Below are 23,412 nucleotides of genomic sequence, written 5' to 3' on the forward strand. Positions count from 1 at the left end.
GCACCACGCCGTGACGGATACGAAACGCGTACTCTGGGAACGCTGGGTCGACCGCTTCGTCGACGCTGCAGACCCGACACAACTTTTCGCGACTAACAGTGACGGAACCGTCGAGACTATCGAGTACGGTCGCGACGACCGTCTCATTCTCCGTCGTAGCGAGCGCATGGAGCGCATGCTTCGTGAAGCCGGCGGCCGCGTCGTCGCTGACCACGAGCGACGGAACGGTCGCTACGAGGGTCTCGTCTACATGATGTACACCCTCGACGGCGACGAGGTCGTCCCGCGATACCTCGGTAAGTGCGGGAAATTCGGTGCCTCGGGGACCGACCTCAACAGTAACCTGCGAAGTATCGAGACTAACGACGGGAAACTCGCGCGATGGGGGTACGCCAACGATTACCACTTAGGCGACCTCTCAGCGGTCATCTTCCGCGAGGGTTCGTCACAAAAATACAACCACTGGGTTGCGGAGTTGTTCGACACCACCGACCCACCAACCCTCCGCGAGCCGGTTTACTTCTGGGTCGAACCGTGGGAAGTCGGCACTGAAGGCCCATACCCCGATACTCGACCGTATCTCGAAGAACTGGAGTACCAACTCATCGGCATCGCTTTCGAACTGTTTCCCGAACGGCTCCTGAACACCGAGGGCGTTCCCACGAATCCCGAAGCGTACGCGAAGATGCGCGGGTGGACCGACCGAGAAGAGACACGGCTTTCGGACTTCTGACACCCAAACCGATTTCTCGTCACCGCGTCAACCCTTGTGGTATGCGAACGTACGATATCGAGCGCTACCTGAACATCAGGAGCGCCTACGGAGCCTCCTTCGCACCCGACGGCGACCGCCTCTCGTTTCTCATGGACACGACGGGCGTCCCGCAGGTATGGACAGTCAACGGACCGGGCGTCTGGCCCGAACAGCGGACCTTCTACGAGGAACGCGTCACCTTCGGGTCGTGGTCTCCCGAGCGACCCGAGTTGATTTTCGGCATGGACAAAGGCGGCAACGAGCGCGAACAGTTGTTCCGTCTCGAACCCGACAGTGGTGTTATCGAAAACCTGACCGAACATCCGGATGCCAAACACCGATGGGGTGGTTGGAGCCACGACGGCACCCGATTCGCGTTCACCTCGAACCGCCGCGACAACGCCGTCTTCGACGTGTACGTGCAGGCCCGCGACGGAACGGGAATGGACGCCGAACTCGTCCACGAGGGCGACGGCTGGCTCACTCTCGGCGGCTGGTCACCCGACGACTCGAAGCTCATCGTCCAAGAGGCGTACTCGAACTTCGACCAGGACGTGTCCGTCCTCGACCTCACGACCGGCGAACTAACCCATATCACGCCGCATCAGGGCACAGTTCGGTTCCAGAGTCCCGAGTGGGGTCCGGACGGGGAGAACATCTACATGGTGACAGACCGCGGGAGCGACACGCTCGAACTCGTCCGATACAACCTCGAAGACGGCGGGTTCACTGTCGTCGAATCCGGCGGCGACTACGAACTGGAGGGCGTCAGCATCGACCACGAGTCGCGCCGACTCGTCTACACGCGAAACGTAGAAGGCTACACCGAACTCACGTTCGGCGAACTCATCGCCCCGGACGAAATCGATGCGTTCCCCGAACCCGACCTACCGGGTGGTGTCGCAGGCGGCGTCTCCTTCTCGCCGGACGGCCATCGCGCCGCGGTTACAGTCACCGCCAGCGCCGACACCGCCAACGTCTACGTGGTCGAGTTACAGACCGGCGAAGCCGAGCGATGGACGCGTGCAGCAACCGCGGGCATCCCACGGGATACGTTCGTCCCGCCCGAACTCGTCCACTATCCGACGTTCGACGGCCGCGACATCCCCGCGTTCTTCACGCTCCCGGAGGAGTCTCCCGAGGGCGAGACGCCCGTCATCGTCGATATCCACGGCGGCCCCGAATCCCAGCGTCGCCCGTCGTTTTCGGCGGTCAAGCAGTACTTCCTCTCGCGCGGCTACGCCTACTTCGAGCCGAACGTCCGCGGCTCTGCGGGCTACGGGAAGGCCTACGGCCACCTCGACGACGTGGAAAACCGGATGGACTCGGTCGCCGACATCGAAGCGGGCGTCGAGTGGCTCCACGACCACCCGGCTGTCAACCCGGACAAAGTCGTGGCGATGGGCGGCTCTTATGGCGGGTTCATGGTGCTCGCGTCGATGACCGAGTATCCCGACCTGTGGGCCGCCGGTATCGACATCGTCGGCATCGCCAATTTCGTCACGTTCCTCGAAAACACCGGCGACTGGCGGCGTGAACTCCGCGAGGCCGAATACGGCTCGCTCGAAGACGACCGCGAATTCCTCGAATCTATCTCACCGCTCAACAACATCGAGAAGATTCGCGCGCCGTTGTTCGTCCTCCACGGCGAAAACGACCCACGGGTTCCCGTCAGCGAGGCACACCAACTCGTGGAGAACGCCCGTGAGCACGCGCACGTCCGAGAACTCATCTTCGACGACGAGGGACACGGTTTTTCTAAATTAGAGAACCGAATCGAGGCGTACTCGCAGATTGCTGACTTCCTCGAAGAATACGTCGGTAGCGCGGCCTCGAACTGACTCCACAACCTACCTGATTTTCCGTTAGAGTCAAAACGCGGGCCATCGAAGCTCTGTCTATATGAGCGCGGACTCCGAACAGCGAACCATCCGGTGTCTCATCGCCAAGGTGGGACTCGACGGCCACGACCGTGGAGCACACGTAATCTCTCGCGCCTTCCGCGATGCGGGATTCGAGGTCATCTACTCGGGTCTCCACCGTGCCCCAGACGAAATCATTCAGGCGACGGTCCAGGAGGACGTTGACGTGCTCGGGATTTCCATCCTCTCGGGCGCGCACAACACCCTCGTCCCGAAGGTGATGGACGGACTCGAAGAGTACGGCGCACTCGACGACACGCTGGTCATCGTCGGCGGTATCATCCCTGAAGAGGACCGCCCCGGTCTCCTGGAAGAAGGCGTCGACGCCATCTTCGGTCCCGGAACGCCGATGCAGGAGACCATCGACTTCGTGAAGGAAAACGCGCCCGAACGAGCGTGACGATGAATCGGGCGGTCGAATCCGACCTCGTCGAGCGACTCCTCGCCGGCGAGCATCGCGCGCTTGCACGCGTCATCACGAAAATCGAGTCACAGACATCCGGCTACCGAGACCTCGTCTCGGAAATCCACGCGCACACGGGCCAGGCCTCGGTCGTCGGCATCACGGGGAGCCCCGGTGCGGGGAAGTCCACGCTCGTGGACAAACTCGCCAAATACTACCGCGACCAGGGCGAGACCGTCGGCGTCATCGCAGTCGACCCGTCCTCGCCGTACACCGGCGGGGCGGTCCTCGGCGACCGTATTCGTATGGCCTCGAACGTCGGCGACATGGACGTGTTCTTCCGGTCGATGAGCGCTCGCGGGCAACTCGGCGGCCTCTCGACTGCGACCGCAGACGCCGTGAAGGCGCTCGACGCCTTCGGGAAAGACCGTATCATCATCGAAACCGTCGGCGCGGGCCAAAACGAAGTGGACGTGGTGAAGACCGCAGACACGGTCGTCGTCCTCGTCCAACCCGGCAGCGGCGACGACGTGCAGATGCTCAAGGCTGGTATCCTCGAAATTGGCGACGTGTTCGTCGTCAACAAAGCCGATATGGAGGGTGCCTCGCGCACCGTCGCCGAATTAGAGGAGATGATTCACCTCCGTGACGACCCGCGAGCGAATCTCGACACGGGTCACCACGGTGCTGGCGCGTTCGGCGACTCGGGTGGTCACGGACACGGTGGGGACCACGGCCACGGCGACAATGCCCATGGCCACAACGATACCAACGGCCACGACACCGCTGGCCACGACGGCGACGAGGATGCGGCAGCGGAGGTCGCACGCCCCGTGTGGACTCCGAAGGTCATCAAGACAATTGCCACGACCGGCGAGGGAATCGACACGCTCGTCGAGACGCTCGATGACCACTACGACTACCTCTCGGAGTCGGGCGAGTTGACCGAAAAAGCGCGTCAACGCGCAAGCGAGGAGATTCGGCAACTGCTCCGAAGCGACGTGAACAGGCTTCTCGAAGCGGAAATCGAACGTCGGGGCGGTATCGACGACTTCGCCGACGCCGTCGTCGACAAGGAAACTGACCCCTACGAAGTCGCCGAGGACGTGCTCGAACCAATTCGGGAGTGTCTCGAAGACCGAGACGACTGACGGGTTGCGTCTCGACTTCTTTTCCACCACCCCGACACGGGCGGGCGAATTAAGGTCTCCGCGCGCCATCTACATGACATGAAGTTCCGACGAGCCATCGGTCTGGCCGCGGCTGGCGTCGGCCTTGCCGCCGCCACCAACGCCGCTCTCTCGAAACGTGTGGGTCCCCTCGAACCGCCGCTTTCCGGGGACCACCAAACGTACCGCTGGCGCGGAATGGACGTCTCATACGTCGAGGCCGGCGACGAAGACGCGCCGACGCTCGTTTTCCTCCACGGTATCAACGCGGCGGGGTCGTCGGGTGAGTTCCGCAAGGTCTTCGGCGAACTCGCCGAGGACTACCACGTCGTCGCGCCGGACCTCCCCGGCTTCGGTCTCTCGGACCGCCCGGCGTTGTACTACTCGCCAGCACTCTACGAGGATTTCGTCGGTGACTTCCTCGCAGAGTACGACGACCCCGCCGTTATCGCCTCGTCTCTCACCGCCGCCTACACTGTTGCCGCTGCGTCCCGTGACGACGTGTCTGTGTCTCGGTTCGTCCTCATCTGCCCCACTGAGCGCGGCGGTCCCGACCGGAAAGAGTGGCTCCGCGAACTCATCCGCGCACCCGTCGTCGGCAAGACGTTATTCAACCTCATCTCTTCTCGACCGTCGATTCGCTACTTCAACGCAGACCACGGTTACTACGACCCGTCGAAGGCGGGCGACGACTGGCAAGAATACGAGTGGCAGACGTCCCACCAGGGGGGTGCACGCTTCGCCCCGGCGTCGTTCATCTCCGGCTATCTCAATACGGACGTGGACCTCGGCGAGGCGCTTTCGAACCTCGACGTACCGACGACGCTCGTGTGGGGTCGTGAGAGCGACGTGACGCCGCTGAAGCGTGGCCGTGAACTCGCCGACGAAGCCGACTGCACGCTCGTCGTCTTCGACGAGACGATGCTCCTCCCGCACGTCGAGTTCCCGAGCGCCTTCGTCGACACTGTCAGAGACGCGCTCGCGTAACGACTACTCGGTAGACACTCAACCCGTGCCAGTACCATTTCTCGACTCGGTCTCGATTCTTCTCTACGCTGCCATCGCGCTCCTCTCGTTCGGGTTTTGGGTGTGGATGGCCGGTGTGTACGCGCTCGGATGGCCGAGGCCGGGCGAGTTTATGGATTGAAGAAAGGAGTTTTTCGGTTGGAACGCGGCGCAGGTGGCTTACGCGTCCGCCGGGCGGAACACGAGCAACTGCTCGCCAGTCGTCGCATTCACATCCGTGTCGGCTGTGACTTCCGTTCCGAGTTCGACCTCGTCGTTCGGCATGTCGCGGACGACGCCGGTGAGTTTGACGGCACCGAACGAGACGACGGCTGTCACGTACGGGGCTTCGTCAGCGAAGTTCGGCGCAGGGACGTGCACCTCGGTGAAGGTGACGACTTCGCCCGTCTCCGGGAGCGGTTCTTCGGTTAGTTCGGATGCGCCGCAGTGCGGACAGGTTCGCCGCGGCGGCAGCGACCCGTGGCCGTCGGGACAACCGAGATAGTATCCCTCACCGTCTCCGATAGCGGCCATCCACTCGTCGTATCCGGTGTTCGCCATCAGTCCATCACCTCCAGGACGTGGACGACAGCACTTGAAACGGTTCCGCCCGCGTTGTGGGTGATGCCGATTTGGGCGTCCGAGACGGCGTCGCTGTTCGCGTGGTCACCGCGCAGGAGCTTCGTCATCTCGACGAGTTGTGCGGTTCCCGTCGCACCGACCGGGTGGCCCTTCGCCTTGAGTCCGCCCGAGAGGTTCACGGGGAGGTCGCCGTCACGGGTTGTCTCACCACGGGCGGCCGCACCGATGCCCTCGCCGTGTTCGTAGAGGCCGAGCGATTCGAGCGCCAGCACCTCGGCGATAGTAAAGCAGTCGTGGACTTCGGCCACGTCGACGTCGTCCGGCGAAATCCCGGCGTCTGCATAGGCCTCGTCGGCGGCTTTCGTCGCCGCGGGCGTCCGGGCGAGGTATTTACGGTCTTGTAGAGCTGCCTTGTCGCCTCCTTGTCCCGTCCCGGTGACGGTAACAGGCGCGTCGAGACCGTGCTCCTCGGCGTAGTCGTCGCTGACGAGGACGATAGCGCTCGCACCGTCGGTGATGGGACAGGCGTCGTAGAGGCGCAGCGGGTCGGCGACGACGGCGCTTTCCATCGCGTCGTCGAGGGTAATCTCGCGGTGGAACTGCGCGTACTCGTTGGGCATCGCGTTGGCGTGATTCTTCACCGCGATGTGGGCGAGGTCTTCGGTGTCCCCGCCGAACTCGTTGAAGTAGGCGCGTGCCATGAGCGCGTACGCGCCGGGGAATGTGACGCCCGCGCGGACCTCGAACAGTTCGTCGGCGGCGATGGCGAGTGACTGCGTCACTTTGGCCGTTCCGAGGTTGTTCATCCGTTCCATCCCACCGGCGAGGACCACGTCCGCACCGCCGCTTCGAATCGTCTGGACGGCCTGTCGGAAGGCGACACCGGCCGAAGCACAGGCTTGTTCGAACCGAGTTGCGGGACATTCAAGCCCTGCGGCTTCGGCCATGACTGGACCTTGGTGGCCCTGTTGCTCTGCGAGTTCACCCATGAAGTTGCCGTAGTAGATTCTCTCGTAGTCGTCCCGAGAGACGCCAGCATCCTCACGGGCGGCGAGGGCCGCCTCGGCGAACAGGTCGCGGCCGGTTCGGTCGGGGAGATTCCCGAACTTAGTTAGTCCAACCCCGGCGATTCGTACGTCCTTCATGAACGAATGTACGTGATAGATAGGCCTTGAACCTGCCGAACGAGGGCGACTGCCGTACCAAGGCGTCATACCCTCGCCGTCAGCCGGTCGCACCTTCCGTCACCGCAATTATTACCACCGCATCGGGAGACGAATCACTATGAGCGACTGGATTGGTGACACGTTCACGAGTGAGGTTGGTTGGGAGCACCTTGAGACGCTGGTCGATATCGGCAATCGGATGGCTGGGTCACCCGGCGAACGCGAGGCACTGGAAGCAACGCGTGACGCGCTCGAACGCGTCGGCGCGCGTAACGCCCGAATCGACCCCTTCGAGATTCAGGGCTGGGAGCGCGGCAACAGCGCCATCTACGCCCACGATACGACGCAGGACTGTATCGCACTGCCGCGCAGCCCCGCCGGAACCGCCTCTGGCGAACTGGTCGACCTCGGGTATGGACTTCCCGAGGACTTCGACCGCGACCTCTCGGGGAAGGTCGTCGTCGTCTCATCGACTGTCCCGGACCACTACGACCGGTTCATCCACCGCCGCGAGAAGTACTACTACGCAGTCGAGGCCGGTGCGGCAGGATTCGTCTTCGCCAACCACGTCCCCGGTCAACTCCCGCCGACGGGGAGTGTCGGCACCGCCGAAGCGCCCATCGGAGACATCCCCGCAGTCGGCGTGAGCAAGGAAGTCGGCGCACGACTCGGCCGCCGGTTCGAAGGCGACGAAGTGACGCTCGACGTAACCTGTGAGGCACCCGCCGCCGACAGCGGTAACGTCCACGCCGAACTCGGTCCCGACACCGACGAGGAAGTGCTCGTCACAAGCCACCTCGACGCCCACGACATCGCCGAGGGTGCGATGGACAACGGCGCGGGCACCGCGATGGTCGTCGAACTCGCCCGCGCACTCGCCGCCCGCGAAGGCGAACTCGAAACGCGCGTCCGGTTCGTCTGCTTCGGCGCGGAGGAAGTCGGTCTCGTCGGCTCCGAATACGAGGCCGACCGACTGGGTCCAGACCGCTCGAACGTGAAGGCTATCGTCAACAACGACGGCGTCGTCGCCGGGCGGACGCTGAAGCTTCATACCCACGGCTTCGACGAACTCGAAGACGCCGCAGAGACCGTCTCTGAGCGGTTCGACCACGACATCTCGACGATTCCCGAGCAACTCCCGCACAGCGACCACTGGTCGTTCGTCGCCTACGGCATCCCCGCGTACATGGTCGGTAGCGAGAAAGAGGGTCGCGGCCGCGGGTGGGGCCACACCCACGCCGACACCATCGAGAAACTCGAATCACGGACGCTCCGCGAGCAGGCTATCCTGCTGACGGAACTCACCGTCGAACTCGCACGCGCCGACCGGGAGGTTCCACACGCCGACCCCAACGACATCGCAGCGGCGCTCGAAGCCGAAGATAAGGCCGAGGGGATGAAAGTCACCGGCGACTGGCCCTTCTGAGTCGGTTCCTGTCTTCAGACGCGAACCACGAGTGCTTTTATTCGGGGCGGCGTAGCATGGCACGATGCTACGGGGGCTCTCCGGAGGTGGACGACGATGAAATTCGCGGTCGTCGGTGACGAGTCAGTCGGTACCGCGGTTCGAGACGCCGGAGCGACGGTTGTCCCACCGAACGACGCCGAAGACGCTGATGCCGTTGTCGCAGTCGGCGAAGCGTCGGTTTCGGCAATCGCGCTCGATTCGACCTGGGACTGCCCGGTCTTGCCCGTCGACTGCGGGATGCCGTGGTCGGTTCCGCACCGGCGACTCGAAGCGCACCTCGCTCCGATTCTTGCGGGCGAGGGACGTGTCGTCGACTACCCGACGCTTTCTGTTCGTGTCGAAGGCGACCACGCCGGGCGCGCGCTCTTCGATGCGATGCTCGTCACGAGCGAACCGGCGCACATCTCCGAGTACGGTGTCGCTCATGCGAGCACAGCCGTTCCCTTCTCGGCCGGAGTGGACGACGACAGCGTCGACGACAGCACGGTTGTATCTGACGATGACGATACAGATGACGTGTGGACGCCTGTCGACGAGTTCCGCGCTGACGGCGTTGTCGTCGCAACACCGCTCGGGAGTTCCGGCTACGCGCGAGCAACAGGCGGAGCGGTCGTGGGACCAGACGCTGGCGTAGCCGTCGTCCCCGTCTCGCCGTACGCGACCCAGAACGATTCGTGGGTCTTCCAGCCGCCACTCCGTCTCACGGTCGAACGTGACGACGCACCGGTCTCACTCGTCGTCGATACCGAAGTCGCTCGCGAAGTTGCCCCCTTCGAGTCCGTCGTCGTCGAACGAGACGACACGGTGCCGCTGCTCCTCGGATAAGTCGGATTCTACCGTCCTTCGTTCGCTACTGCCGCGTTTCATGTCGATACTCCCGGTGAGCCGCGGTACTCGGCACTGTCAAAAGACGTGTCCCTCGTGGTAGTTTCGAGTCTATCTCGGGGGCGGCGCTGAGAAGATGGAGCGTCGAGGCCGTCTTAGATGACGGCGTTCCAGACGTCCGCGATAACGAAGAAGAGGCTCTGGTACGCGGCGTACAGGAACACGAGAACCGACGCGGCGAGCGAGCCGTTCGGTCGGTCCAGCGAGCGGCCGTTCCGGGCTTCGACCTTGCGCGCTTCGAACTCGAAGAAGTCGGTGACGAACAGTCCGATGACCAGCACGGAAAGCACCATGCCGCCGTGCGGTTCAACGAGCAGGAACAGGAACGAAGCCAAGACGAGTCCAACCGTCGTCAGGATGTGTGGGATGTACCGTGAGACTGCTTCGTCACCATCTTTCGCTGCCTGTTGGACGTGTGCCCGGTGGGCGAGGAAGCGTGTCGCGAAGTTCGCGAGCACGAACGCGAGTGCAACGTGCGCAATGACCGGTTCGACCGCCAACAACTGGTCAAGCGGGACGAGGAACTGTAGTGGTTGCATACAGGACCGTCGGAGCGAGACTCATTAGAGTTTTTCCAATCCGATTCGGAACGGGGCTGCCGAAGTAGCCACTATCGTGGGGGGTATTTTACTGGTCACGTACCGAAACGAGAAGAGAGAGCGTGCGCGAGTGTTACTGCGCGTTACGCCGTTCTTCCAGTGCCGACATTACCTGACGGCCTGCCGGAATGAGAATCCAGAAGGTGAGTGCACCGAGGATTGCGAACCAGAGAAACACGTCCATCAGGGCAACGGCCATCTGGTTGAAGATTCCCTCGCTCGCTCCGGATGACAGCGGCTCAATGAGCTGCTTCGTACTCTCGAAGCTGCCCGTCCGGTACCACGACGCGAGCACCATCCACGCGAGGCCGGAACCGGATAGGATGCCCAGCCCCTTGATGAATTCGTCAGCCATTGTTCGAATCTTCACCGGAGTCCTCTTGAGACTTTCCCATTCCTTGGGCGCGGAAGCGAGTCCCGAGGATGTACACGAACGTCCCGAATGCGATGACTGCCAACCCGACGACCGCAAGCCCCGTACTCAAGAGCCCATTCGAAATGCTGAGACCGAGCGCGCTGAACGCGTTCGAGATGACTGCCCGAAGGGCGCTCACTTGCAGGGTCGCGGCATCGAGGAAGACGAATCCGAGAACTACGCTGACGACGGCGATAAGTGTCGAAAAGACGGTAATCGTCTTGTAGAGCCGCATGGGGACGACGATGTCTCGTCGGCCGCGCCGACCCCGTCGCGGTTGGTCGGCGTCACCAGTTCGACTGGTCGCGTCGCTATCTGTCATTAGCTATCCTAAGAAGGGACGATTGGTAGTGGTTCCGCTCTACTTCGGCGGACGGAGCCGGTAGTAGCGGCGGTTGAGGTCGTACATGTAGCCCTCGCGCATCGTCTTGAGCACCGCGTAGGTGACGGTGCCGAAGACGACCGGCAAGAGGAACGTCAGGTCGAACAGCAGGTCGACGTTCATCGGCATGAGGTTCTTAATTGCCAGCAGCGAGAGCGTCAGTGCGAAGACCACACCGAAGACACCCACGGCCGCCCAGAACGGCTGTTCGACGGGACGCCGTGCGGACCCCTTGTTGAGGAAGGGGGCGATAGCGATTGCGCCGACAACCACACCGTTTGCGAGCACACCGTACGTCCGGTCGGCCATCAGCTTCTGGCCGCCGAGGATGGCAAGTTCGGGGTTCAGCGAGTTCAGCTTGAGCAGGCCGAACGACCAGTAGAGATACCAGTCGGGAAGGATGATTTCCGGCGTGTTCGACGGGTTCGCTGGTGCGCCGATGTGCGGCGGCATCGTCGCCGAGAGGAACAGAATCATCCCGACGAAGAACGCGCCGATAGAGAGGTTCCGGACGGTCTCGTGTGGCCACGTCGGGAACGCCAGTACGTCACGTTCCACGTAGTCGGACTCCGTGCGGAGGTCCTGATCTTCACGACGTGCGCGCTCGAAGTACTCGTAGGTGAGCCGGGACAGCCCCGTCTTGCGAGCCTTACGCTCGCTCCACGTGGGCGTCTCGTTGTCCGGGGCTACGATACCCGTGCCGTCGGTTCGAATCTCCTTGTTTTCGGGTTCGTTGTTGCTCATGTGTGTCACCTCAGTGCGGCTCCGCAATGCCCTGCACCCACACGATGCCGATGTGGATTGCGATGAGTGTCGTCACGACGAACGGGAGCAGGAACACGTGGATGATGTACATGCGTTGGAGCGTCGATTGACTCAGCGTGAAACCGCCGAACAGGAGCTGGGCGACCCATTCCCCGGCAAGCGGGACGGCCCGCGCCATCTCGACACCGATCTGACCGGCCCAGAAGGCGAGTTGGTCCCACGGGAGAAGGTATCCCGTGTACCCGAACACCATCGTCAGGCTAATCAGAACGATTCCGAGCAGCCAGTTCAGCTCGCGGGGTTCCTTGTACGACCCCGTGAAGTAGACACGGAGCATGTGCAGGAACACGGCTGCGACCATGACCTGTGCCGCCCAGCGGTGGACGGAACGGAGCATGAAGCCAAACTGCAGGTCGCGCATGATAAACTCGATCTGGCTGTAGGCTGTGGTCGGGTCACCGGTCGTTGCGGGGGAGTAGTAGAACCCAAGAAGGGCCCCACTTATCGCCGCAACGACGTACGCGAGCGTAGAGAACAACCCGAGTGTGTACAGTGGGTACCAGTACCAGAACTTGTTGTCGAGGTTGTACTGCTCGGTGTGACTCTTCGGCATCTGAAGGTTGACTCGGTAGTAGAGCGTCTCCAGAAGCTCGAGATAGTCGACGATGCGGAATCGCTTATCCAGCCAGATGAGCGTGGTAAGGAAGGTTGCCTCGATAGGTGTGAGGTCCTTCTTTTTCATCCAGGCCTTGTGGTCGTATTCGTCTTTGCGTTCGAGACTCATTGTTTATCGCTTGTAGTAGGGGTACACCGCGCGCTTGACCTGTTCCCACGCACCGCCGCCGCTGCCGTCGAAGGAGACACCGTCGACGTCTTCCTCGCGGACGTAGAGGTCTTCCCACTTGCGACGCCGCTTTTTGACGATCATGACGTCGGGGAGGAACTCCTTGCGGTACAGTGCGAGAATGAACGCGAGGTCCACGAAGATGACGGCGAGGACGCCGCCGAGGAACATGTTACCCGTGTCCGTCAGCGCCCACCCGGAGACGAATCCGTAGGTGAAGAGGAACACGAAGACGACCTCGATAATCGTCAGGAGGACGATTGCAATGGCCGCCGCGGTACTCTCGCGTGCCGGTTCGTATCGGTGAATGTCGCCGTATGTGCTTCCGGTTGAGGACATTATTCGCCACCTCCAGTGTTACCCGTATTGGGTGATTCGCCGTACTTCAGGATGAAGAACGTGTAAATGATGGTGACGAGAATCCCGAGGATAGTCGCCGAGCCAACCCAGTGGGCCTGAATCGGAACGCCAAGCTCGTGGAGTTCCTTTGCACCACCGCCGCCGACTTCGAGGGTCGCAACATCGCCGCCGACGGCGACTGCGCCGAGCATGCCGAGCGTCTGGTGCGGGGAACAATAGTACTTCGAGATGCCAGCGTCACCCTCTTCGAAGGTGTACTCGTAGGTGGTGCCAGCCTCCTTCACGGGCGCACCAGAGTCGAGGCTCGCGGGGCCCTCTTCCATCTTGACGTTGTGGCCGCCACCTTCGCCAGTCCATTCCCACGTTACGGTCGTACCGGGGTCGATCCAGATGCCTGCCGGTGAGAACGCGAGGTTACCACTGTTGCCAGCGGCACCCACCTTGACGGTGACCTCTTTGTTGCCGCGGAGGTCCTTGTAACCTCCATCAACGCCGTCGAGATAGCCACCAAAGTCGGGTTTTACCTGCGCTCCACCGCCGCCTTCCTGCGCAGCGGCGGTCCCGGCGGCAGCGGTCGCGGCTGCTGTCGCACCGCCAGCCGTTCGGAGAAACTCCCGCCTTTTCATACGGTCGTTCGTCAGGATGGGATGCGCTTAAACCCACCGACTATGCCGTCACGGAGGGGGTTTTGCACACTCCGACGACGACCATTACTACCCCTCAGAACTGAGGGGTTCACCGTCTGGACCCTCGACGAGTGGCGTTGTCGTCCCGTCGCCGTCAAACGTCGGTACGAACTCCGGACGCGTGCCGTCTTCGACGCCGATTTCGCGGAGGCGGTCGCGGTACTCCTCGGCCCGGAAGCGGTCGGAGAGCCGAGCGTTCGCTACCACGACAAAGAGGAAAATACCGATGACGAGGAAGCCGAGACCGGCGACCGGCGCGATAATCGTCTTCGGTTTAGGGAGAAGCGGCCACGACGCGATGAGGGCGATTCCACCGATTACCTGCCCGAACGCGACGATCTGGAGCATCAAGTTACCGAAATCGCCGGTCCCCTGTGCAACCTCGTCGGGGCCAGGGAGTCGGACGGTCGACGGCGCGTCGTTCACGTCGAAGTCGTCCATCGAACAGAGCGCGACGGTCGGTTTCACGTCCCGCAGAACGGTTCCCTCACCCTCGACGCTCCCATCGGGGTAGACGACTGCATACCCCTCGTCGGAGTACGCGAGGATGCGCTGCTTACCGTTCTCGGTCACACGTTCGAGAATGGCGAAGATCTCACGAATTGCGATTCGGTAGCGAAGCTCCTGCTCGACCCGTTCGAGCAGTTCTTCGCCGACAATCCACGAATCCGGGTCGAACGCCGCTTCCCACTCTTCGGCGGTCATCTTCGCCATGTCCGCCGGCCCGAAGTTGTCGAAGTCGTACTTCGACTCTACTTCTTGCCGCAGAGTCTCGAGTTCGTCCTCGGACACCGCAGCGTCGGCATCCGCGTCCGGGGACGGTGTGTCGTCGGCCGGGGCGGAAGACGAATCTGGCATCGCCACGCTGTAGGGACCACGCCGGTAAACGTGTTCCGACCCCGAATTGCTCGGGGATGTTGGTCTAGCGCTCGAATGGGCTCAGAAGTGGTCCGGCGCTCGAACGGTGTCGGCGCGCATCGGTCCCTTTACGCCATCCGCGACCTAACGGCGTGCGATGGCAGACGAGACAATCCTCGCCACGCTCGCCGCGATTACCGTCACGGCCAGCTTTCCCTTCTACATCTACGGCGCGTGGATAATGATCGACACCGAAATCGTGTCGTGGGACGTGCTCGTCTACCACCTCAAGATAATCTTCCCCGGTCTCGTGTTGAATACGATTCCCGTCGTCACGTGGATGATTCCCCGACTGTTCGAGCAACTGGGCGGGGTCAGCGCACTTCACGCAATCCTCGGGTTGCAGGCGTACGCGATGCTCGTGCTCGCGCTCACGGGTATCGTCCGTATCTTCCAAGCCAAATGGAACGCGAATCTGTATCACGACCCGGACCAAGACGTATCACTCGACGACCTCCACGAAAACATGGGTGCGTGGCGCGGTCGACTTCGGGTTGGTGTGTTCGGATACGTTATCTTCTGGATTCTCGCGTGGCTTCTCGGCGTGTACCGGTACGTGACGGGCTACATTCTGGTCTGAGCCGTGTCTCGGTACGTGATGAGCGTCCGAACAGCGTGGGGATGCGCGAGAATAAGACAGGAGCGTACGCGTGTCTTCACCACGCCTCGCCGCTGGCGAGGTCGACTTGGTGTTCGAGTTTCGAGGACGGACAGATGTCTTCGAGTACGCAGACGTCGCAGTCGGGGTTACGCGCGCTACAGACAGCGCGACCGTGACTGATGAACAGATGGGTGAGCTGCTGCCAGTCCATCTCGGGGACGACGGGCATGAGGTCCGTCTCGATTCGCTTGGGGGACTCCTCTTCCGTCAGGCCGAGTCGGCGCGAGAGTCGCTGGACGTGTGTGTCCACGACGATGCCTTCGACGATGTCGTGACCGTGTTGGAGGACGACGTTTGCGGTCTTTCGACCGACACCGGCGAGATCGGTGAGTTCGGACATGGTGTCCGGCACCTCGCCGTCGTGTTTCTCGATAATATCGGAACACGCGCTTCGAATGTACTTCGCCTTGTTGTTGTAGTAGGTGATGGAGTTGATATCCTCGGCCAACGCCTCTTGTTCGGCGTTCGCGTAGTCTTCGGCGTCGTCGTACTTCTCGAACAACTCCGCTGTAACCTTGTTGACGCGCTCGTCGGTGCACTGCGCGGAGAGCATTACGGCGATGAGGAGTTCGAGTCGGTTCGAGTAGTTTAGTGAGATGGTCGTATCGGGATACTCCTCGTACAGACGGTCGAGGACCTCCTCGGCTTGCGCCTCACGAGTGTCGAGTGGCGTGCCCATACCTCCGGGTTCGACCCAGTCGGTTTCAGTCGTTCGGGTTACGGCCGACGATTCGGTGCTACTCCGAAACCCATTGTGTAGAAGACCAACGATTTATCATCCACGACTGCGAGCGAACGAGCATGTCTGTGCTCGAACTCCCCGGTCGGCGTGAAGCGTGGTTGACCGCGGCCGCGACGCTCGTCAGCTACGGTCTCATCCTCGTGGCAATGTTCGTCGTGTTGTTCGTCCTGCCGTATCTCGCGTTCTCCGCGTAGTCCCAGCCGAATTTCGCGCGTCGTCACTCGCGACTCAAGTCGGTTAAAAAAAGGAAATTGGGGGTCGAATCGACGACGAAAGCGGAACTGCTCGCGTTATGCGAAGGCGCGTGAGATGTCCGCCTCGTCCGCTGCTTCCTGCTGAATCTTCTCCCAAGCGTCGAGGAAGTCCTGCATGTAAATCTCCGTGCGGTCGTCGCGGATAGCGAACATCCCGGCTTCCGTACAGATTGCCTTGATGTCGGCACCGGAGGCGTTCTCGGCCATCTCGGCGAGTTCCACGAAGTCCACGTCGTCGGAGACGTTCATCTTCCGCGTGTGAATCTTGAAGATGATTTCGCGGCCGTCCGCGTTCGGCTTGGGCACCTCGATGAGGCGGTCGAACCGGCCGGGACGAAGGATAGCGGGGTCGAGCATGTCGAAGCGGTTTGTCGCCGCGATAATGCGGATGTTCCCGCGTTCGTCGAAGCCGTCCATCTCGGCGAGCAGTTGCATCATGGTCCGCTGGACCTCGGCGTCGCCGGAGGTCTTCGAGTCGGTCCGTTTGGACGCGATGGCGTCGATTTCGTCGATGAAGATGACGGCGGGTTCGTTCTCGCGGGCGACCTCGAACAGGTCGCGGACGAGTTTCGCGCCCTCACCGATGAACTTGTGCACCAGTTCGGAGCCAGCCATCTTGATGAACGAAGCGTTCGTCTGGTTGGCGACGGCCTTCGCGAGCATCGTCTTCCCGGTCCCCGGCGGGCCGTAGAGAAGCACGCCGGACGGTGGGTCGATACCCACCTTCTCGAACATCTCGGGACGGTCGAGCGGCATCTCGACGGTCTCTCGGACCTCTTGCATCTGTTCTTCGAGTCCGCCGATATCCTCGTAGGTGACCTCGGGGCTGTGTTCGACCTGCATGACACGTGCCCGGACGTCGGTCTCCTTGTCGAGTCGCTTCACGATAGAAAGCGAGTTGTTCACGGCGACACGCGCGTCGGGTTCTAACTCCTCGCGCATCTCGTCTGTCACCTCGGTGAGGGCCTCTTGGTTGTTACCGTGTTGCTTGATGATGACCCCCTCGTCGGTGATTTCCTGAACCGTCGCAACGAAAAGCGGCGACTGCTTGAGCTTCTTGTTTTCGTGGGTAAGCCGCTCAAGCTTCTGCTGATACTTGTTGTTCTCGGCGTTCGTGTCGAGGAGCTTGTCGCGCATCTCCTCGTTTTGTGTTTCGAGAACTTCGAGCCGCTCTTGAAGGGCGGTAATCTTCTCCTGCTGCGACGCCGAATCCTTATCGTATGGAAGGTCGACGTCGTCCACAGTGTCGGTCATCATCCGGGATAGGGTGTAGGTTCATAAGAGGCTTCGGGTGTGTGAGGGATTCACCGCCTATGAAGCGTCTCCACGGGGGATGGCGAGTCTGACGTGCGTCACATAAATTCCCACCAGTAATAAATTCTGATAGTAAATATTATCTAATAGCATTCCATGGTGTCTGGTACGATGAGCACCACCGAAGCAGTCGAACGCAAGTCCGAACCCCAGTCTGACGACCGGTGGGAGACGGTTCGAGACATGCCCCCGAGCGCGAAATTAGTCGCGAAGATACTCGATTACGAGGATACGCTCACCCAGAGCCAAATCGCCGAAGAGTCGCTTCTCCCACCACGGACCGTTCGGTACGCCCTCTCACGTCTCGAAGACGAAGGCGCTGTCGACTCTCGGTTCTCGTTTTCGGACGCGCGGAAACGACTCTACACGCTGAAGCTTTAAATCCGAGTACGGGACCACGGCGACGTATGACTGACCCCGTCGCCGTCGGCCGCGCACTCAAAGCACTCGCCGATTCCGACGCACCTCGAGAGCCACAGCCACCAACTGATGTTGTTGCCGCCGCGCGAGATGCTTTCTCGGATATCTCTACGGCAGCGCGCTTTCTCGACGATGGTGGTGAAGTCACGCTCCGACGTGCCGTCGGCACCGCAGCACGAAACGGACACGACGAGTGGGCACGCGAAGGCAGTGCGCTCCTTTCAGACCTTTCTCGACTCCGCGAGGCGCTCGATGCCGACGAATCAACGCAGATTCGAGACGCTGACCACTTTCAGTCCGGTCGCACAACCGTTTTCAGCAGCGGTGGCGAACCTGCAGACAGATGACACGGGTGATACACACCGGCGACACCCATATCGGGTACCAGCAGTACCACTCGCCGGAGCGCCGCCAAGATTTCCTCGACGCCTTCGAACAGGTCGTCGCGGATGCACGCTCGGAGAACGTAGACGCGGTCATCCACGCAGGTGACCTCTATCACGACCGCCGTCCCGAACTCCCCGACCTTCTCGGAACGCTCGCCGCGCTTCGTCGCCTCGATGACGCCGGGATACCGTTTCTCGCCATCGTCGGCAACCACGAGTCGACACGCGGCGGGCAATGGCTCGACCTCTTCGAACGTCTCGGATTGGCGACTCGACTCGGGAGCGACCCGTACGTCGTCGGCGACGTGGCATTCTACGGTCTCGACCACGTCCCGCGCTCTCGACGAGACGAACTCGACTACCAGTTCGAACCGCACGACCAACCGCAGACGGCACTCGTCGCACACGGTCTCTTTACCCCGTTCGCCCACGCCGACTGGGAGACGGAGACGGTCCTCGCCGAATCGAACGTCGACTTCGACGCGATGCTTCTCGGCGACAATCACGTCCCTGATACGGCGGACCTCGACGGTACGTGGGTGACCTATTGCGGTTCCACTGAGCGCGCGAGCGCGAGCGAGCGAGACCCGCGCGGATACAATCTCGTCGAGTTCGACTCTTCGGCGGTCGATATCCGCCGTCGAACGCTCGAAACGCGGCCGTTCGAATTCATCGAGGTCGACCTCTCGGGCGACGAGGGAATCGACCGCGTGCGCCAGCGCGTCCGCGAGTTCGACTGTGAGGACGCCGTCGTCGTCGTCGAACTGACCGGCGAGGGTGACGCAGTTACGCCCGCTGCGGTCGAATCGTTCGCCGCCGAACAGGGCGCGCTCGTCGCCCGCGTCAACGACCGACGCGAAGTCGACACCGACGAAGAACTCTCGACCGACGTGTCGTTTGCCGACCCCGACGACGCGGTCCGCGACCGGGTCCGCGAGATGGGCCTATCGAGCGCTGCACTCGACGTTGACGAGACGGTTCGCGCGAGCAAAGTCGCCGATTCGAACGTTCGCGACGAGGTTCGAGAGCGCGTCGCGTCGCTTCTTTCTGACGACCGGAGTGCCTTCGTCACCGCTGGGCCAGAGACGGAGGAAGAAGGGTCCTCGGGCGAAGACGAGTCCGACGACGAACCTGCTTCCGCTACCGACGCGGGTGAGATACCTGACGAACCGACATCCACCAGCGACATGGGTGGTACGCCCGACGAACCCTCCGAGTCCATCGCCCGTTCCGAGCCTGAACCCGTTGCCGACGTAGAAACCGAGTCCGGCACCGACGCAGAACCGAAAGCCAACCGCGACAGTTCGCTGGGTGATTTCGCATGAGATTCACGCACATCAGCATTCAGAACTTCAAGCCGTACGAGGACGCCGAACTCGACCTTCGCGACGGCGTCACGGTCATCCACGGCGTCAACGGGAGCGGGAAGTCGTCGCTCCTCGAAGCGTGTTTCTTCGCCCTCTACGGGTCGAAAGCGCTGGCTGGGACGCTCGACGACGTGGTGACGACCGGCGCTGACGACGCCGAAATCTCGCTCGAATTCGTCCACGACGGCGGCGAGTATCGTATCGACCGCCGAATCAGGATTTCGGGCGACCGCGCGACCACCGCGAAGTGTGTTCTCGAAGGACCGGACGGGTCCGTCGAGGGCGCGCGCGACGTTCGACGGCACGTCGGGTCGCTCCTGCGGATGGACGCCGAGGCGTTCGTCAACTGCGCGTACGTCCAGCAGGGCGAGGTCAACAAACTCATCAACGCGACGCCGGCACAGCGTCAGGACATGATTGACGACCTCCTGCAACTCGGGAAACTCGAACAGTACCGAGAACGGGCCGGAAACGCCCGGTTGGGGGTCGAAGACGTACTGACGAGCAAGCAGAGCGTCCTCGAAGATATCGAGTCGCAAATCGCGGCCAAGGAGGACGAAGACCTCCACGCGCGACTCAACGCCCTCGAATCGGACCTCGTCGAGGTAGACGAGAAAATCGAGCACTACGAGTCTCAACGAGACAAAGCTAAATCGGCCCTTGACGCCGCCCAATCGACGCTGGACGAACACGCAGAAAATCGGGAGCGACTCGCCGAAGTCGAATCCGCCATCGAGGACCTCAAATCGAAAGTCGCGGCCGACGAAGCAGAGCGCGACAAACTCACGGAGCGAATCCGGGAACTCGGTGAGGAACTCGACGACCTCGACGAGGACATCGAAACCGTGCTGGAGCAAACCGCACTCGACGATGCCAGCGAGGAGGCAATCGCCGCCCGTCGGGAGGCGTTCGCCGACCGGGAGTCGGAGATTCGAGACGAACTTTCGGAAGCCCGGACGCGGGCGCAAGGACTCGCCACGCAGGCAGAACGGCTCGAAGAGCGCGCAGACGACCTCGAAACTCGCGCCGAGGAGAAACGCGAGGCCGCCGAAGCGGACGAACAAACGGCCGATGAGGCAGCGAGCGAACTCGAATCGTTCCGCGAGACCAGCGCAGACATCGAAGCCTCGCTCGAAACCATCGAAGCGTCGTTCGCTGACGCGCCCGTCGAACTCGGCGAGGCGGCCGACCTTCTCGACGAACGCCGGAGCGACCTCTCTTCGGCCCGCGAGTCACTTGCCGAAACCGAGACCGAGTTGAAGAACGCCCGCGAACGACTCGCCGAAGCCGAGGAACTCCGCGACGCGGGCAAGTGTCCGGAGTGTGGCCAACCGGTCGATGGCTCCCCCCACGTGGACGCCATCAGCGAACGCGAGGGGGCGGTCGAGAGACTCGAATCCGAGCGAGAGACGCTCGAATCGAAGGTCGAGTCACTGAAAGAAGCGGTCGAAGCGGCTGAGAAACTAGTCGACGCCGAAAGCCGCGCCGACTCCTACACAGACCGGCTCGAACTTGCCGCCGAACGAATCGCCGACCGCGAGGAGACGGTCGAAACTCGACGTGAGGCAGCTACGGAGAAACGTGAAGCCGCAGACGACCTCGAATCGGAGGCCGAAGAAAAGCGCGAGGCGGCGACGAAACAGGCCGAGCGCGCGGCGGAAGTCGAGGAGACGGTCGAGTCCCTCGAATCGGACCTCGAATCGCTCGATGCTCGCCGAGAGCGACTGGACCGCGTTGAATCTCTCGTTGACACGCGAGCGGACACGGTCGATGCCCGCGACCGCCTCCGAGAGAAGCGCGAGACGCTTGCGGACGTAAACCGCGAGCGACGTGAACACCTCCAAGAGCGCCAGAAGCGACGTGACGAACTCCGCGAGACGGTCGACGAAGATGCGGTCAAGAAGGCCAAAACGAGCAAACAGAAGGCCGAAACGTACCTCGAAAAGGTCGAAGACGAAGTGCTCCCAGACTTGCGGGAGCAACGCGACGACCTCCAGAGCCAAATCGGTGGCGTCAACGCCGACCTCGAACGACTCGACGAACTCCGCGAGCGCCGCGAAGAACTCGCTGAGCGCGTGGATGCCCTCGAATCGCTCCACGACGAGGTCTCGACGCTCGAATCGACCTACGGCGACCTCCGGGCGGAACTCCGCCAGCGGAACGTCGAAGTGCTCGAACGGATGCTCAACGAGACGTTCGACCTCGTGTACGCCAACGACGCCTACTCGCGCATCCGACTCGACGGCGAGTACGGCCTGACGGTGTTCCAAAAAGACGGCACGGCGCTCGAACCCGAGCAGTTGTCGGGTGGCGAACGCGCCCTGTTCAACCTCAGCCTGCGATGTGCCATCTATCGGCTTCTCGCCGAGGGTATCGACGGCGCGGCCCCGCTCCCGCCGCTCATTCTCGACGAACCGACCGTCTTCCTCGACACCGGCCACGTCTCACGACTGGTCGACCTCGTCGAGGACATGCAGAACCGCGGCGTCAAGCAGATTCTCATCGTCAGCCACGACGACGAACTTGTCGGCGCGGCCGACGACCTCGTCCGCGTCGAGAAGAACCCGACGACGAACCGCTCGACTGTCGAGCGGACCGACGCCCCGACGCTCGCCAGCGCGCTCGCGGACGACTGAGCGACCTCGTCGTCGTTCTACTCCGTTACTCACTCGTTCGCGCGCAACCGTTCGATTCCCTCTTTCGCGGTATCCGTTACCTCGTAGCCTCGCTCCCCGTAGACCGTGGTCTCTTCGACAAGTCCTGCGATTTTGAACTCGGTCAGGAGACCGTGGAGGTCGCTCTCACAGAGGTCGTACGCGCCGAGTAACTCGACGACTGGAAGCGGCCCGCGGTCCGCAAGGTCGACGAGGAGTCCGAGGCTGCGCTCGGTTGGGACTGCGACGAGGATTCGGCGGACCGGTTCAGGGACGGCGCGGGCGGCGGTTTCGAGCGGTGACTCTCCACTCACGGTTTCGAGTTCGTCGTTTGGAAAATGGCGCTCGTCGCCTGTCTTCGGGTCGCGGACGCGACTGGCGTCGCTGGAGCGCTTGACGAGCAGGTAGCGTCGGCCGTCGGGACCGCGGACGGTTCGCATGAAGTGTCGAAGGTATCGGCGACTGTTAGCGGTTGCGCTTGCTGGGGTCGTCGCTGTTGTCCCCGACTTCACAACTGTCTTCGTCCCCGTCGTCATCGCTCGACCAGTCGCCGCGTTCGAACTTCTTGTGAGTGTAGTAGACGCGAACCAGTGAACCGACGCCTAAGAGGACGAGACCGCCGCCGACCATCGTCTGGCCGCGGAAATAGATGAGCATCGCCCCGACTGCGACGCCCGCAACGCCGATGTTTGCGAGGATAACGCTCGCCCAGAACAGTCGCGCCGCTTCGGGGTCGATGTCAGCGGAGAACTCCGGCACCTCCTCGTCTTCACCGGTCTCTTCAGTCTCCGTGTTGGCGTCTTCACCGGGGATACGGACACGTGGAATGTTCGGGAGGTCCTTCTCGGGATTTCCCCATCGGGCTTCCGGGTCGCCCCACCGCTTTTCGGGGTCGATTCGGGAGGCAACATCTTCCTCAGAACGCTCTGCGTTCTGATGGGCTTCGGCAGACGGCTCTGTCGTCTCCCGAACGTCCTCGCGTCGCTCGTCGTCCGTCACAGTTGTGTCGAGACGCCGTGCCGAGAAAAAAAGCCCGTTTCGGCCGAGTTAGGCGCAGTCGTCGAGGCGCATCGACCGCGTCGCCTCGACCCATGCAAGTGGGTTCTCCGCGTCGTAGAACACCACGCCACCGTCGATATCGTAGGATTCGATCGTCTCGGCGCCTGTCGGACCAACCGGTCCGTTGCCGTCGATCGTGCCGTCCCACCGTCCTGGTGATGCGTGGTCGGTCATATCGTATGACAGTGAATAACATACACAGATAAATGTTTTTCCGTGATTTGCTAATAAG

Annotated in this window: 29 protein-coding genes; 14 read left to right on the forward strand and 15 right to left on the reverse strand. The window is 62.1% G+C overall.

All coding sequences use genetic code 11. The features are described 5' to 3' along the window. Positions 1 to 10 precede the first annotated feature (10 nt). From HFX_RS03870 to HFX_RS20450, 6 genes are all read left to right on the forward strand, one after another. Complete coding sequence (locus HFX_RS03870) at positions 11 to 733, forward strand: hypothetical protein (RefSeq protein ID WP_004057431.1); 723 nt, start codon at positions 11 to 13, stop codon at positions 731 to 733. A gap of 41 nt (positions 734 to 774) precedes the next feature. Then, positions 775 to 2,595: a S9 family peptidase gene (locus tag HFX_RS03875; RefSeq protein WP_004057430.1), complete on the forward strand. Its 1,821-nt coding sequence runs from the start codon at positions 775 to 777 to the stop codon at positions 2,593 to 2,595. Positions 2,596 to 2,656: 61 nt separating this feature from the next. Then, positions 2,657 to 3,076 carry a cobalamin B12-binding domain-containing protein gene (locus tag HFX_RS03880; RefSeq protein WP_004057429.1) on the forward strand — a complete coding sequence of 140 codons (420 nt, stop codon included), beginning with the start codon at positions 2,657 to 2,659 and terminating at the stop codon, positions 3,074 to 3,076. A gap of 2 nt (positions 3,077 to 3,078) precedes the next feature. Then, positions 3,079 to 4,230: a methylmalonyl Co-A mutase-associated GTPase MeaB gene (gene meaB / locus HFX_RS03885; RefSeq protein WP_004057428.1), complete on the forward strand. Its 1,152-nt coding sequence runs from the start codon at positions 3,079 to 3,081 to the stop codon at positions 4,228 to 4,230. Between the two features lie 78 nt (positions 4,231 to 4,308). Continuing rightward, positions 4,309 to 5,235 carry an alpha/beta fold hydrolase gene (locus HFX_RS03890; RefSeq protein ID WP_004057427.1) on the forward strand — a complete coding sequence of 309 codons (927 nt, stop codon included), beginning with the start codon at positions 4,309 to 4,311 and terminating at the stop codon, positions 5,233 to 5,235. 25 nt (positions 5,236 to 5,260) lie between these two features. Further along, positions 5,261 to 5,395: a hypothetical protein gene (locus tag HFX_RS20450; protein ID WP_269321956.1), complete on the forward strand. Its 135-nt coding sequence runs from the start codon at positions 5,261 to 5,263 to the stop codon at positions 5,393 to 5,395. A 38-nt stretch (positions 5,396 to 5,433) separates the two neighbouring features. Here HFX_RS20450 and HFX_RS03895 read toward each other — a convergent pair whose 3' ends face one another. Both HFX_RS03895 and HFX_RS03900 read right to left on the reverse strand, forming a co-directional pair. Then, entirely contained in the window at positions 5,434 to 5,814 is a 381-nt protein-coding gene (locus tag HFX_RS03895) for a Zn-ribbon domain-containing OB-fold protein (RefSeq protein ID WP_004057426.1), read from the reverse strand. Further along, positions 5,814 to 6,980, reverse strand: coding sequence for a thiolase domain-containing protein (locus HFX_RS03900; protein ID WP_004057425.1), 1,167 nt, complete (start codon positions 6,978 to 6,980; stop codon positions 5,814 to 5,816). The genes HFX_RS03895 and HFX_RS03900 overlap by 1 nt, the downstream gene beginning before the upstream one ends. Before the next feature lie 139 nt (positions 6,981 to 7,119). On the opposite strand from HFX_RS03900, the gene HFX_RS03905 reads away from it, so the two are divergent. Then, entirely contained in the window at positions 7,120 to 8,427 is a 1,308-nt protein-coding gene (locus HFX_RS03905; RefSeq protein WP_004057424.1) for a M28 family peptidase, read from the forward strand. A gap of 96 nt (positions 8,428 to 8,523) precedes the next feature. After that, complete coding sequence (locus tag HFX_RS03910) at positions 8,524 to 9,294, forward strand: NAD(+)/NADH kinase (RefSeq protein WP_004057423.1); 771 nt, start codon at positions 8,524 to 8,526, stop codon at positions 9,292 to 9,294. 155 nt (positions 9,295 to 9,449) lie between these two features. On the opposite strand, the gene HFX_RS03915 is transcribed toward HFX_RS03910, so the two are convergent. The 8 genes from HFX_RS03915 to HFX_RS03950 form a co-directional block, all read right to left on the reverse strand. After that, positions 9,450 to 9,893, reverse strand: coding sequence for a DUF7313 family protein (locus HFX_RS03915; protein WP_004057422.1), 444 nt, complete (start codon positions 9,891 to 9,893; stop codon positions 9,450 to 9,452). Positions 9,894 to 10,026: 133 nt separating this feature from the next. Next, the gene (locus tag HFX_RS03920) at positions 10,027 to 10,308 is read right to left on the reverse strand and encodes a DUF7314 family protein (protein ID WP_004057421.1); all 282 of its coding nucleotides are present in this window, start codon (positions 10,306 to 10,308) and stop codon (positions 10,027 to 10,029) included. Continuing rightward, the gene (locus tag HFX_RS03925; protein WP_004057420.1) at positions 10,301 to 10,690 is read right to left on the reverse strand and encodes a DUF7315 family membrane protein; all 390 of its coding nucleotides are present in this window, start codon (positions 10,688 to 10,690) and stop codon (positions 10,301 to 10,303) included. The genes HFX_RS03920 and HFX_RS03925 overlap by 8 nt, the downstream gene beginning before the upstream one ends. Positions 10,691 to 10,729: 39 nt before the next feature. After that, the gene (locus HFX_RS03930) at positions 10,730 to 11,494 is read right to left on the reverse strand and encodes a cytochrome b family protein (RefSeq protein ID WP_004057419.1); all 765 of its coding nucleotides are present in this window, start codon (positions 11,492 to 11,494) and stop codon (positions 10,730 to 10,732) included. A 10-nt stretch (positions 11,495 to 11,504) separates the two neighbouring features. After that, the gene (locus HFX_RS03935; RefSeq protein WP_004057418.1) at positions 11,505 to 12,299 is read right to left on the reverse strand and encodes a cytochrome b; all 795 of its coding nucleotides are present in this window, start codon (positions 12,297 to 12,299) and stop codon (positions 11,505 to 11,507) included. Positions 12,300 to 12,302: 3 nt separating this feature from the next. Beyond that, positions 12,303 to 12,698: a DUF7318 family protein gene (locus HFX_RS03940; protein WP_004057417.1), complete on the reverse strand. Its 396-nt coding sequence runs from the start codon at positions 12,696 to 12,698 to the stop codon at positions 12,303 to 12,305. After that, positions 12,698 to 13,345: a halocyanin domain-containing protein gene (locus HFX_RS03945; RefSeq protein ID WP_004057416.1), complete on the reverse strand. Its 648-nt coding sequence runs from the start codon at positions 13,343 to 13,345 to the stop codon at positions 12,698 to 12,700. Before HFX_RS03945 ends, HFX_RS03940 begins: the two co-directional genes overlap by 1 nt. Positions 13,346 to 13,432: 87 nt before the next feature. Continuing rightward, entirely contained in the window at positions 13,433 to 14,263 is an 831-nt protein-coding gene (locus tag HFX_RS03950; protein WP_004057415.1) for a DUF7319 domain-containing protein, read from the reverse strand. Positions 14,264 to 14,420: 157 nt separating this feature from the next. Here HFX_RS03950 and HFX_RS03955 point away from each other — a divergent pair, with 157 nt between their 5' ends. Beyond that, entirely contained in the window at positions 14,421 to 14,903 is a 483-nt protein-coding gene (locus tag HFX_RS03955) for a DUF7321 family protein (protein ID WP_004057414.1), read from the forward strand. Between the two features lie 76 nt (positions 14,904 to 14,979). On the opposite strand, the gene nth is transcribed toward HFX_RS03955, so the two are convergent. Next, on the reverse strand, positions 14,980 to 15,663 hold the full coding sequence (gene nth, locus HFX_RS03960) for an endonuclease III (RefSeq protein ID WP_004057413.1): 684 nt from the start codon (positions 15,661 to 15,663) through the stop codon (positions 14,980 to 14,982). A 122-nt stretch (positions 15,664 to 15,785) separates the two neighbouring features. Here nth and HFX_RS20455 point away from each other — a divergent pair, with 122 nt between their 5' ends. Then, entirely contained in the window at positions 15,786 to 15,920 is a 135-nt protein-coding gene (locus tag HFX_RS20455) for a hypothetical protein (protein WP_004057412.1), read from the forward strand. A 96-nt stretch (positions 15,921 to 16,016) separates the two neighbouring features. On the opposite strand, the gene pan1 is transcribed toward HFX_RS20455, so the two are convergent. Next, the gene (gene pan1, locus HFX_RS03965) at positions 16,017 to 17,234 is read right to left on the reverse strand and encodes a proteasome-activating nucleotidase Pan1 (protein ID WP_004057411.1); all 1,218 of its coding nucleotides are present in this window, start codon (positions 17,232 to 17,234) and stop codon (positions 16,017 to 16,019) included. A gap of 171 nt (positions 17,235 to 17,405) precedes the next feature. Here pan1 and HFX_RS03970 point away from each other — a divergent pair, with 171 nt between their 5' ends. Genes HFX_RS03970 through rad50 form a run of 4 tightly spaced genes read left to right on the forward strand, consistent with a single transcriptional unit; the run spans position 17,406 to position 22,103 of the window. Then, the gene (locus tag HFX_RS03970; protein ID WP_004057410.1) at positions 17,406 to 17,675 is read left to right on the forward strand and encodes a MarR family transcriptional regulator; all 270 of its coding nucleotides are present in this window, start codon (positions 17,406 to 17,408) and stop codon (positions 17,673 to 17,675) included. Positions 17,676 to 17,701: 26 nt separating this feature from the next. Next, positions 17,702 to 18,061 carry a hypothetical protein gene (locus tag HFX_RS03975; protein ID WP_004057409.1) on the forward strand — a complete coding sequence of 120 codons (360 nt, stop codon included), beginning with the start codon at positions 17,702 to 17,704 and terminating at the stop codon, positions 18,059 to 18,061. Beyond that, complete coding sequence (gene mre11, locus HFX_RS03980; RefSeq protein WP_004057408.1) at positions 18,058 to 19,425, forward strand: DNA double-strand break repair protein Mre11; 1,368 nt, start codon at positions 18,058 to 18,060, stop codon at positions 19,423 to 19,425. The genes HFX_RS03975 and mre11 overlap by 4 nt, the downstream gene beginning before the upstream one ends. Further along, on the forward strand, positions 19,422 to 22,103 hold the full coding sequence (rad50, locus tag HFX_RS03985) for a DNA double-strand break repair ATPase Rad50 (RefSeq protein ID WP_004057407.1): 2,682 nt from the start codon (positions 19,422 to 19,424) through the stop codon (positions 22,101 to 22,103). Before mre11 ends, rad50 begins: the two co-directional genes overlap by 4 nt. A 29-nt stretch (positions 22,104 to 22,132) precedes the next feature. On the opposite strand, the gene HFX_RS03990 is transcribed toward rad50, so the two are convergent. The 3 genes from HFX_RS03990 to HFX_RS04000 are packed head-to-tail and all read right to left on the reverse strand — an operon-like array spanning position 22,133 to position 23,354. Next, positions 22,133 to 22,561, reverse strand: a complete 429-nt coding sequence (locus tag HFX_RS03990; protein WP_004057406.1) for a DUF7346 family protein — start codon at positions 22,559 to 22,561, stop codon at positions 22,133 to 22,135. A gap of 25 nt (positions 22,562 to 22,586) precedes the next feature. Beyond that, complete coding sequence (locus tag HFX_RS03995) at positions 22,587 to 23,120, reverse strand: DUF7322 domain-containing protein (RefSeq protein ID WP_004057405.1); 534 nt, start codon at positions 23,118 to 23,120, stop codon at positions 22,587 to 22,589. Positions 23,121 to 23,168: 48 nt separating this feature from the next. Further along, positions 23,169 to 23,354, reverse strand: a complete 186-nt coding sequence (locus HFX_RS04000; protein ID WP_004057404.1) for a DUF7331 family protein — start codon at positions 23,352 to 23,354, stop codon at positions 23,169 to 23,171. Positions 23,355 to 23,412: the final 58 nt, after the last annotated feature.

The organism is Haloferax mediterranei ATCC 33500 (genome assembly GCF_000306765.2).
Classification (GTDB): Archaea; Halobacteriota; Halobacteria; order Halobacteriales; family Haloferacaceae; genus Haloferax; species Haloferax mediterranei.

Excerpts from the sequence above, each read along its gene's own strand:
- HFX_RS03955 (WP_004057414.1), top strand. The coding sequence starts at position 14,421 with ATGGCAGACGAGACAATCCTCGCCACGCTCGCCGCGATTACCGTCACG.
- HFX_RS03945 (WP_004057416.1), bottom strand. The coding sequence starts at position 13,345 with ATGAAAAGGCGGGAGTTTCTCCGAACGGCTGGCGGTGCGACAGCAGCC.
- HFX_RS03950 (WP_004057415.1), bottom strand. The coding sequence starts at position 14,263 with ATGCCAGATTCGTCTTCCGCCCCGGCCGACGACACACCGTCCCCGGAC.
- HFX_RS03940 (WP_004057417.1), bottom strand. The coding sequence starts at position 12,698 with ATGTCCTCAACCGGAAGCACATACGGCGACATTCACCGATACGAACCG.
- HFX_RS03935 (WP_004057418.1), bottom strand. The coding sequence starts at position 12,299 with ATGAGTCTCGAACGCAAAGACGAATACGACCACAAGGCCTGGATGAAA.
- rad50 (WP_004057407.1), top strand. The coding sequence starts at position 19,422 with ATGAGATTCACGCACATCAGCATTCAGAACTTCAAGCCGTACGAGGAC.
- HFX_RS03975 (WP_004057409.1), top strand. The coding sequence starts at position 17,702 with ATGACTGACCCCGTCGCCGTCGGCCGCGCACTCAAAGCACTCGCCGAT.
- HFX_RS03970 (WP_004057410.1), top strand. The coding sequence starts at position 17,406 with ATGAGCACCACCGAAGCAGTCGAACGCAAGTCCGAACCCCAGTCTGAC.
- HFX_RS03905 (WP_004057424.1), top strand. The coding sequence starts at position 7,120 with ATGAGCGACTGGATTGGTGACACGTTCACGAGTGAGGTTGGTTGGGAG.
- HFX_RS03890 (WP_004057427.1), top strand. The coding sequence starts at position 4,309 with ATGAAGTTCCGACGAGCCATCGGTCTGGCCGCGGCTGGCGTCGGCCTT.
- HFX_RS04000 (WP_004057404.1), bottom strand. The coding sequence starts at position 23,354 with ATGACCGACCACGCATCACCAGGACGGTGGGACGGCACGATCGACGGC.
- pan1 (WP_004057411.1), bottom strand. The coding sequence starts at position 17,234 with ATGACCGACACTGTGGACGACGTCGACCTTCCATACGATAAGGATTCG.
- HFX_RS03925 (WP_004057420.1), bottom strand. The coding sequence starts at position 10,690 with ATGACAGATAGCGACGCGACCAGTCGAACTGGTGACGCCGACCAACCG.
- HFX_RS03910 (WP_004057423.1), top strand. The coding sequence starts at position 8,524 with ATGAAATTCGCGGTCGTCGGTGACGAGTCAGTCGGTACCGCGGTTCGA.
- HFX_RS20455 (WP_004057412.1), top strand. The coding sequence starts at position 15,786 with ATGTCTGTGCTCGAACTCCCCGGTCGGCGTGAAGCGTGGTTGACCGCG.
- HFX_RS03895 (WP_004057426.1), bottom strand. The coding sequence starts at position 5,814 with ATGGCGAACACCGGATACGACGAGTGGATGGCCGCTATCGGAGACGGT.
- nth (WP_004057413.1), bottom strand. The coding sequence starts at position 15,663 with ATGGGCACGCCACTCGACACTCGTGAGGCGCAAGCCGAGGAGGTCCTC.
- HFX_RS03900 (WP_004057425.1), bottom strand. The coding sequence starts at position 6,980 with ATGAAGGACGTACGAATCGCCGGGGTTGGACTAACTAAGTTCGGGAAT.
- HFX_RS03990 (WP_004057406.1), bottom strand. The coding sequence starts at position 22,561 with ATGCGAACCGTCCGCGGTCCCGACGGCCGACGCTACCTGCTCGTCAAG.
- meaB (WP_004057428.1), top strand. The coding sequence starts at position 3,079 with ATGAATCGGGCGGTCGAATCCGACCTCGTCGAGCGACTCCTCGCCGGC.
- HFX_RS03880 (WP_004057429.1), top strand. The coding sequence starts at position 2,657 with ATGAGCGCGGACTCCGAACAGCGAACCATCCGGTGTCTCATCGCCAAG.
- HFX_RS03875 (WP_004057430.1), top strand. The coding sequence starts at position 775 with ATGCGAACGTACGATATCGAGCGCTACCTGAACATCAGGAGCGCCTAC.
- HFX_RS03920 (WP_004057421.1), bottom strand. The coding sequence starts at position 10,308 with ATGGCTGACGAATTCATCAAGGGGCTGGGCATCCTATCCGGTTCCGGC.
- HFX_RS03915 (WP_004057422.1), bottom strand. The coding sequence starts at position 9,893 with ATGCAACCACTACAGTTCCTCGTCCCGCTTGACCAGTTGTTGGCGGTC.
- HFX_RS03930 (WP_004057419.1), bottom strand. The coding sequence starts at position 11,494 with ATGAGCAACAACGAACCCGAAAACAAGGAGATTCGAACCGACGGCACG.
- mre11 (WP_004057408.1), top strand. The coding sequence starts at position 18,058 with ATGACACGGGTGATACACACCGGCGACACCCATATCGGGTACCAGCAG.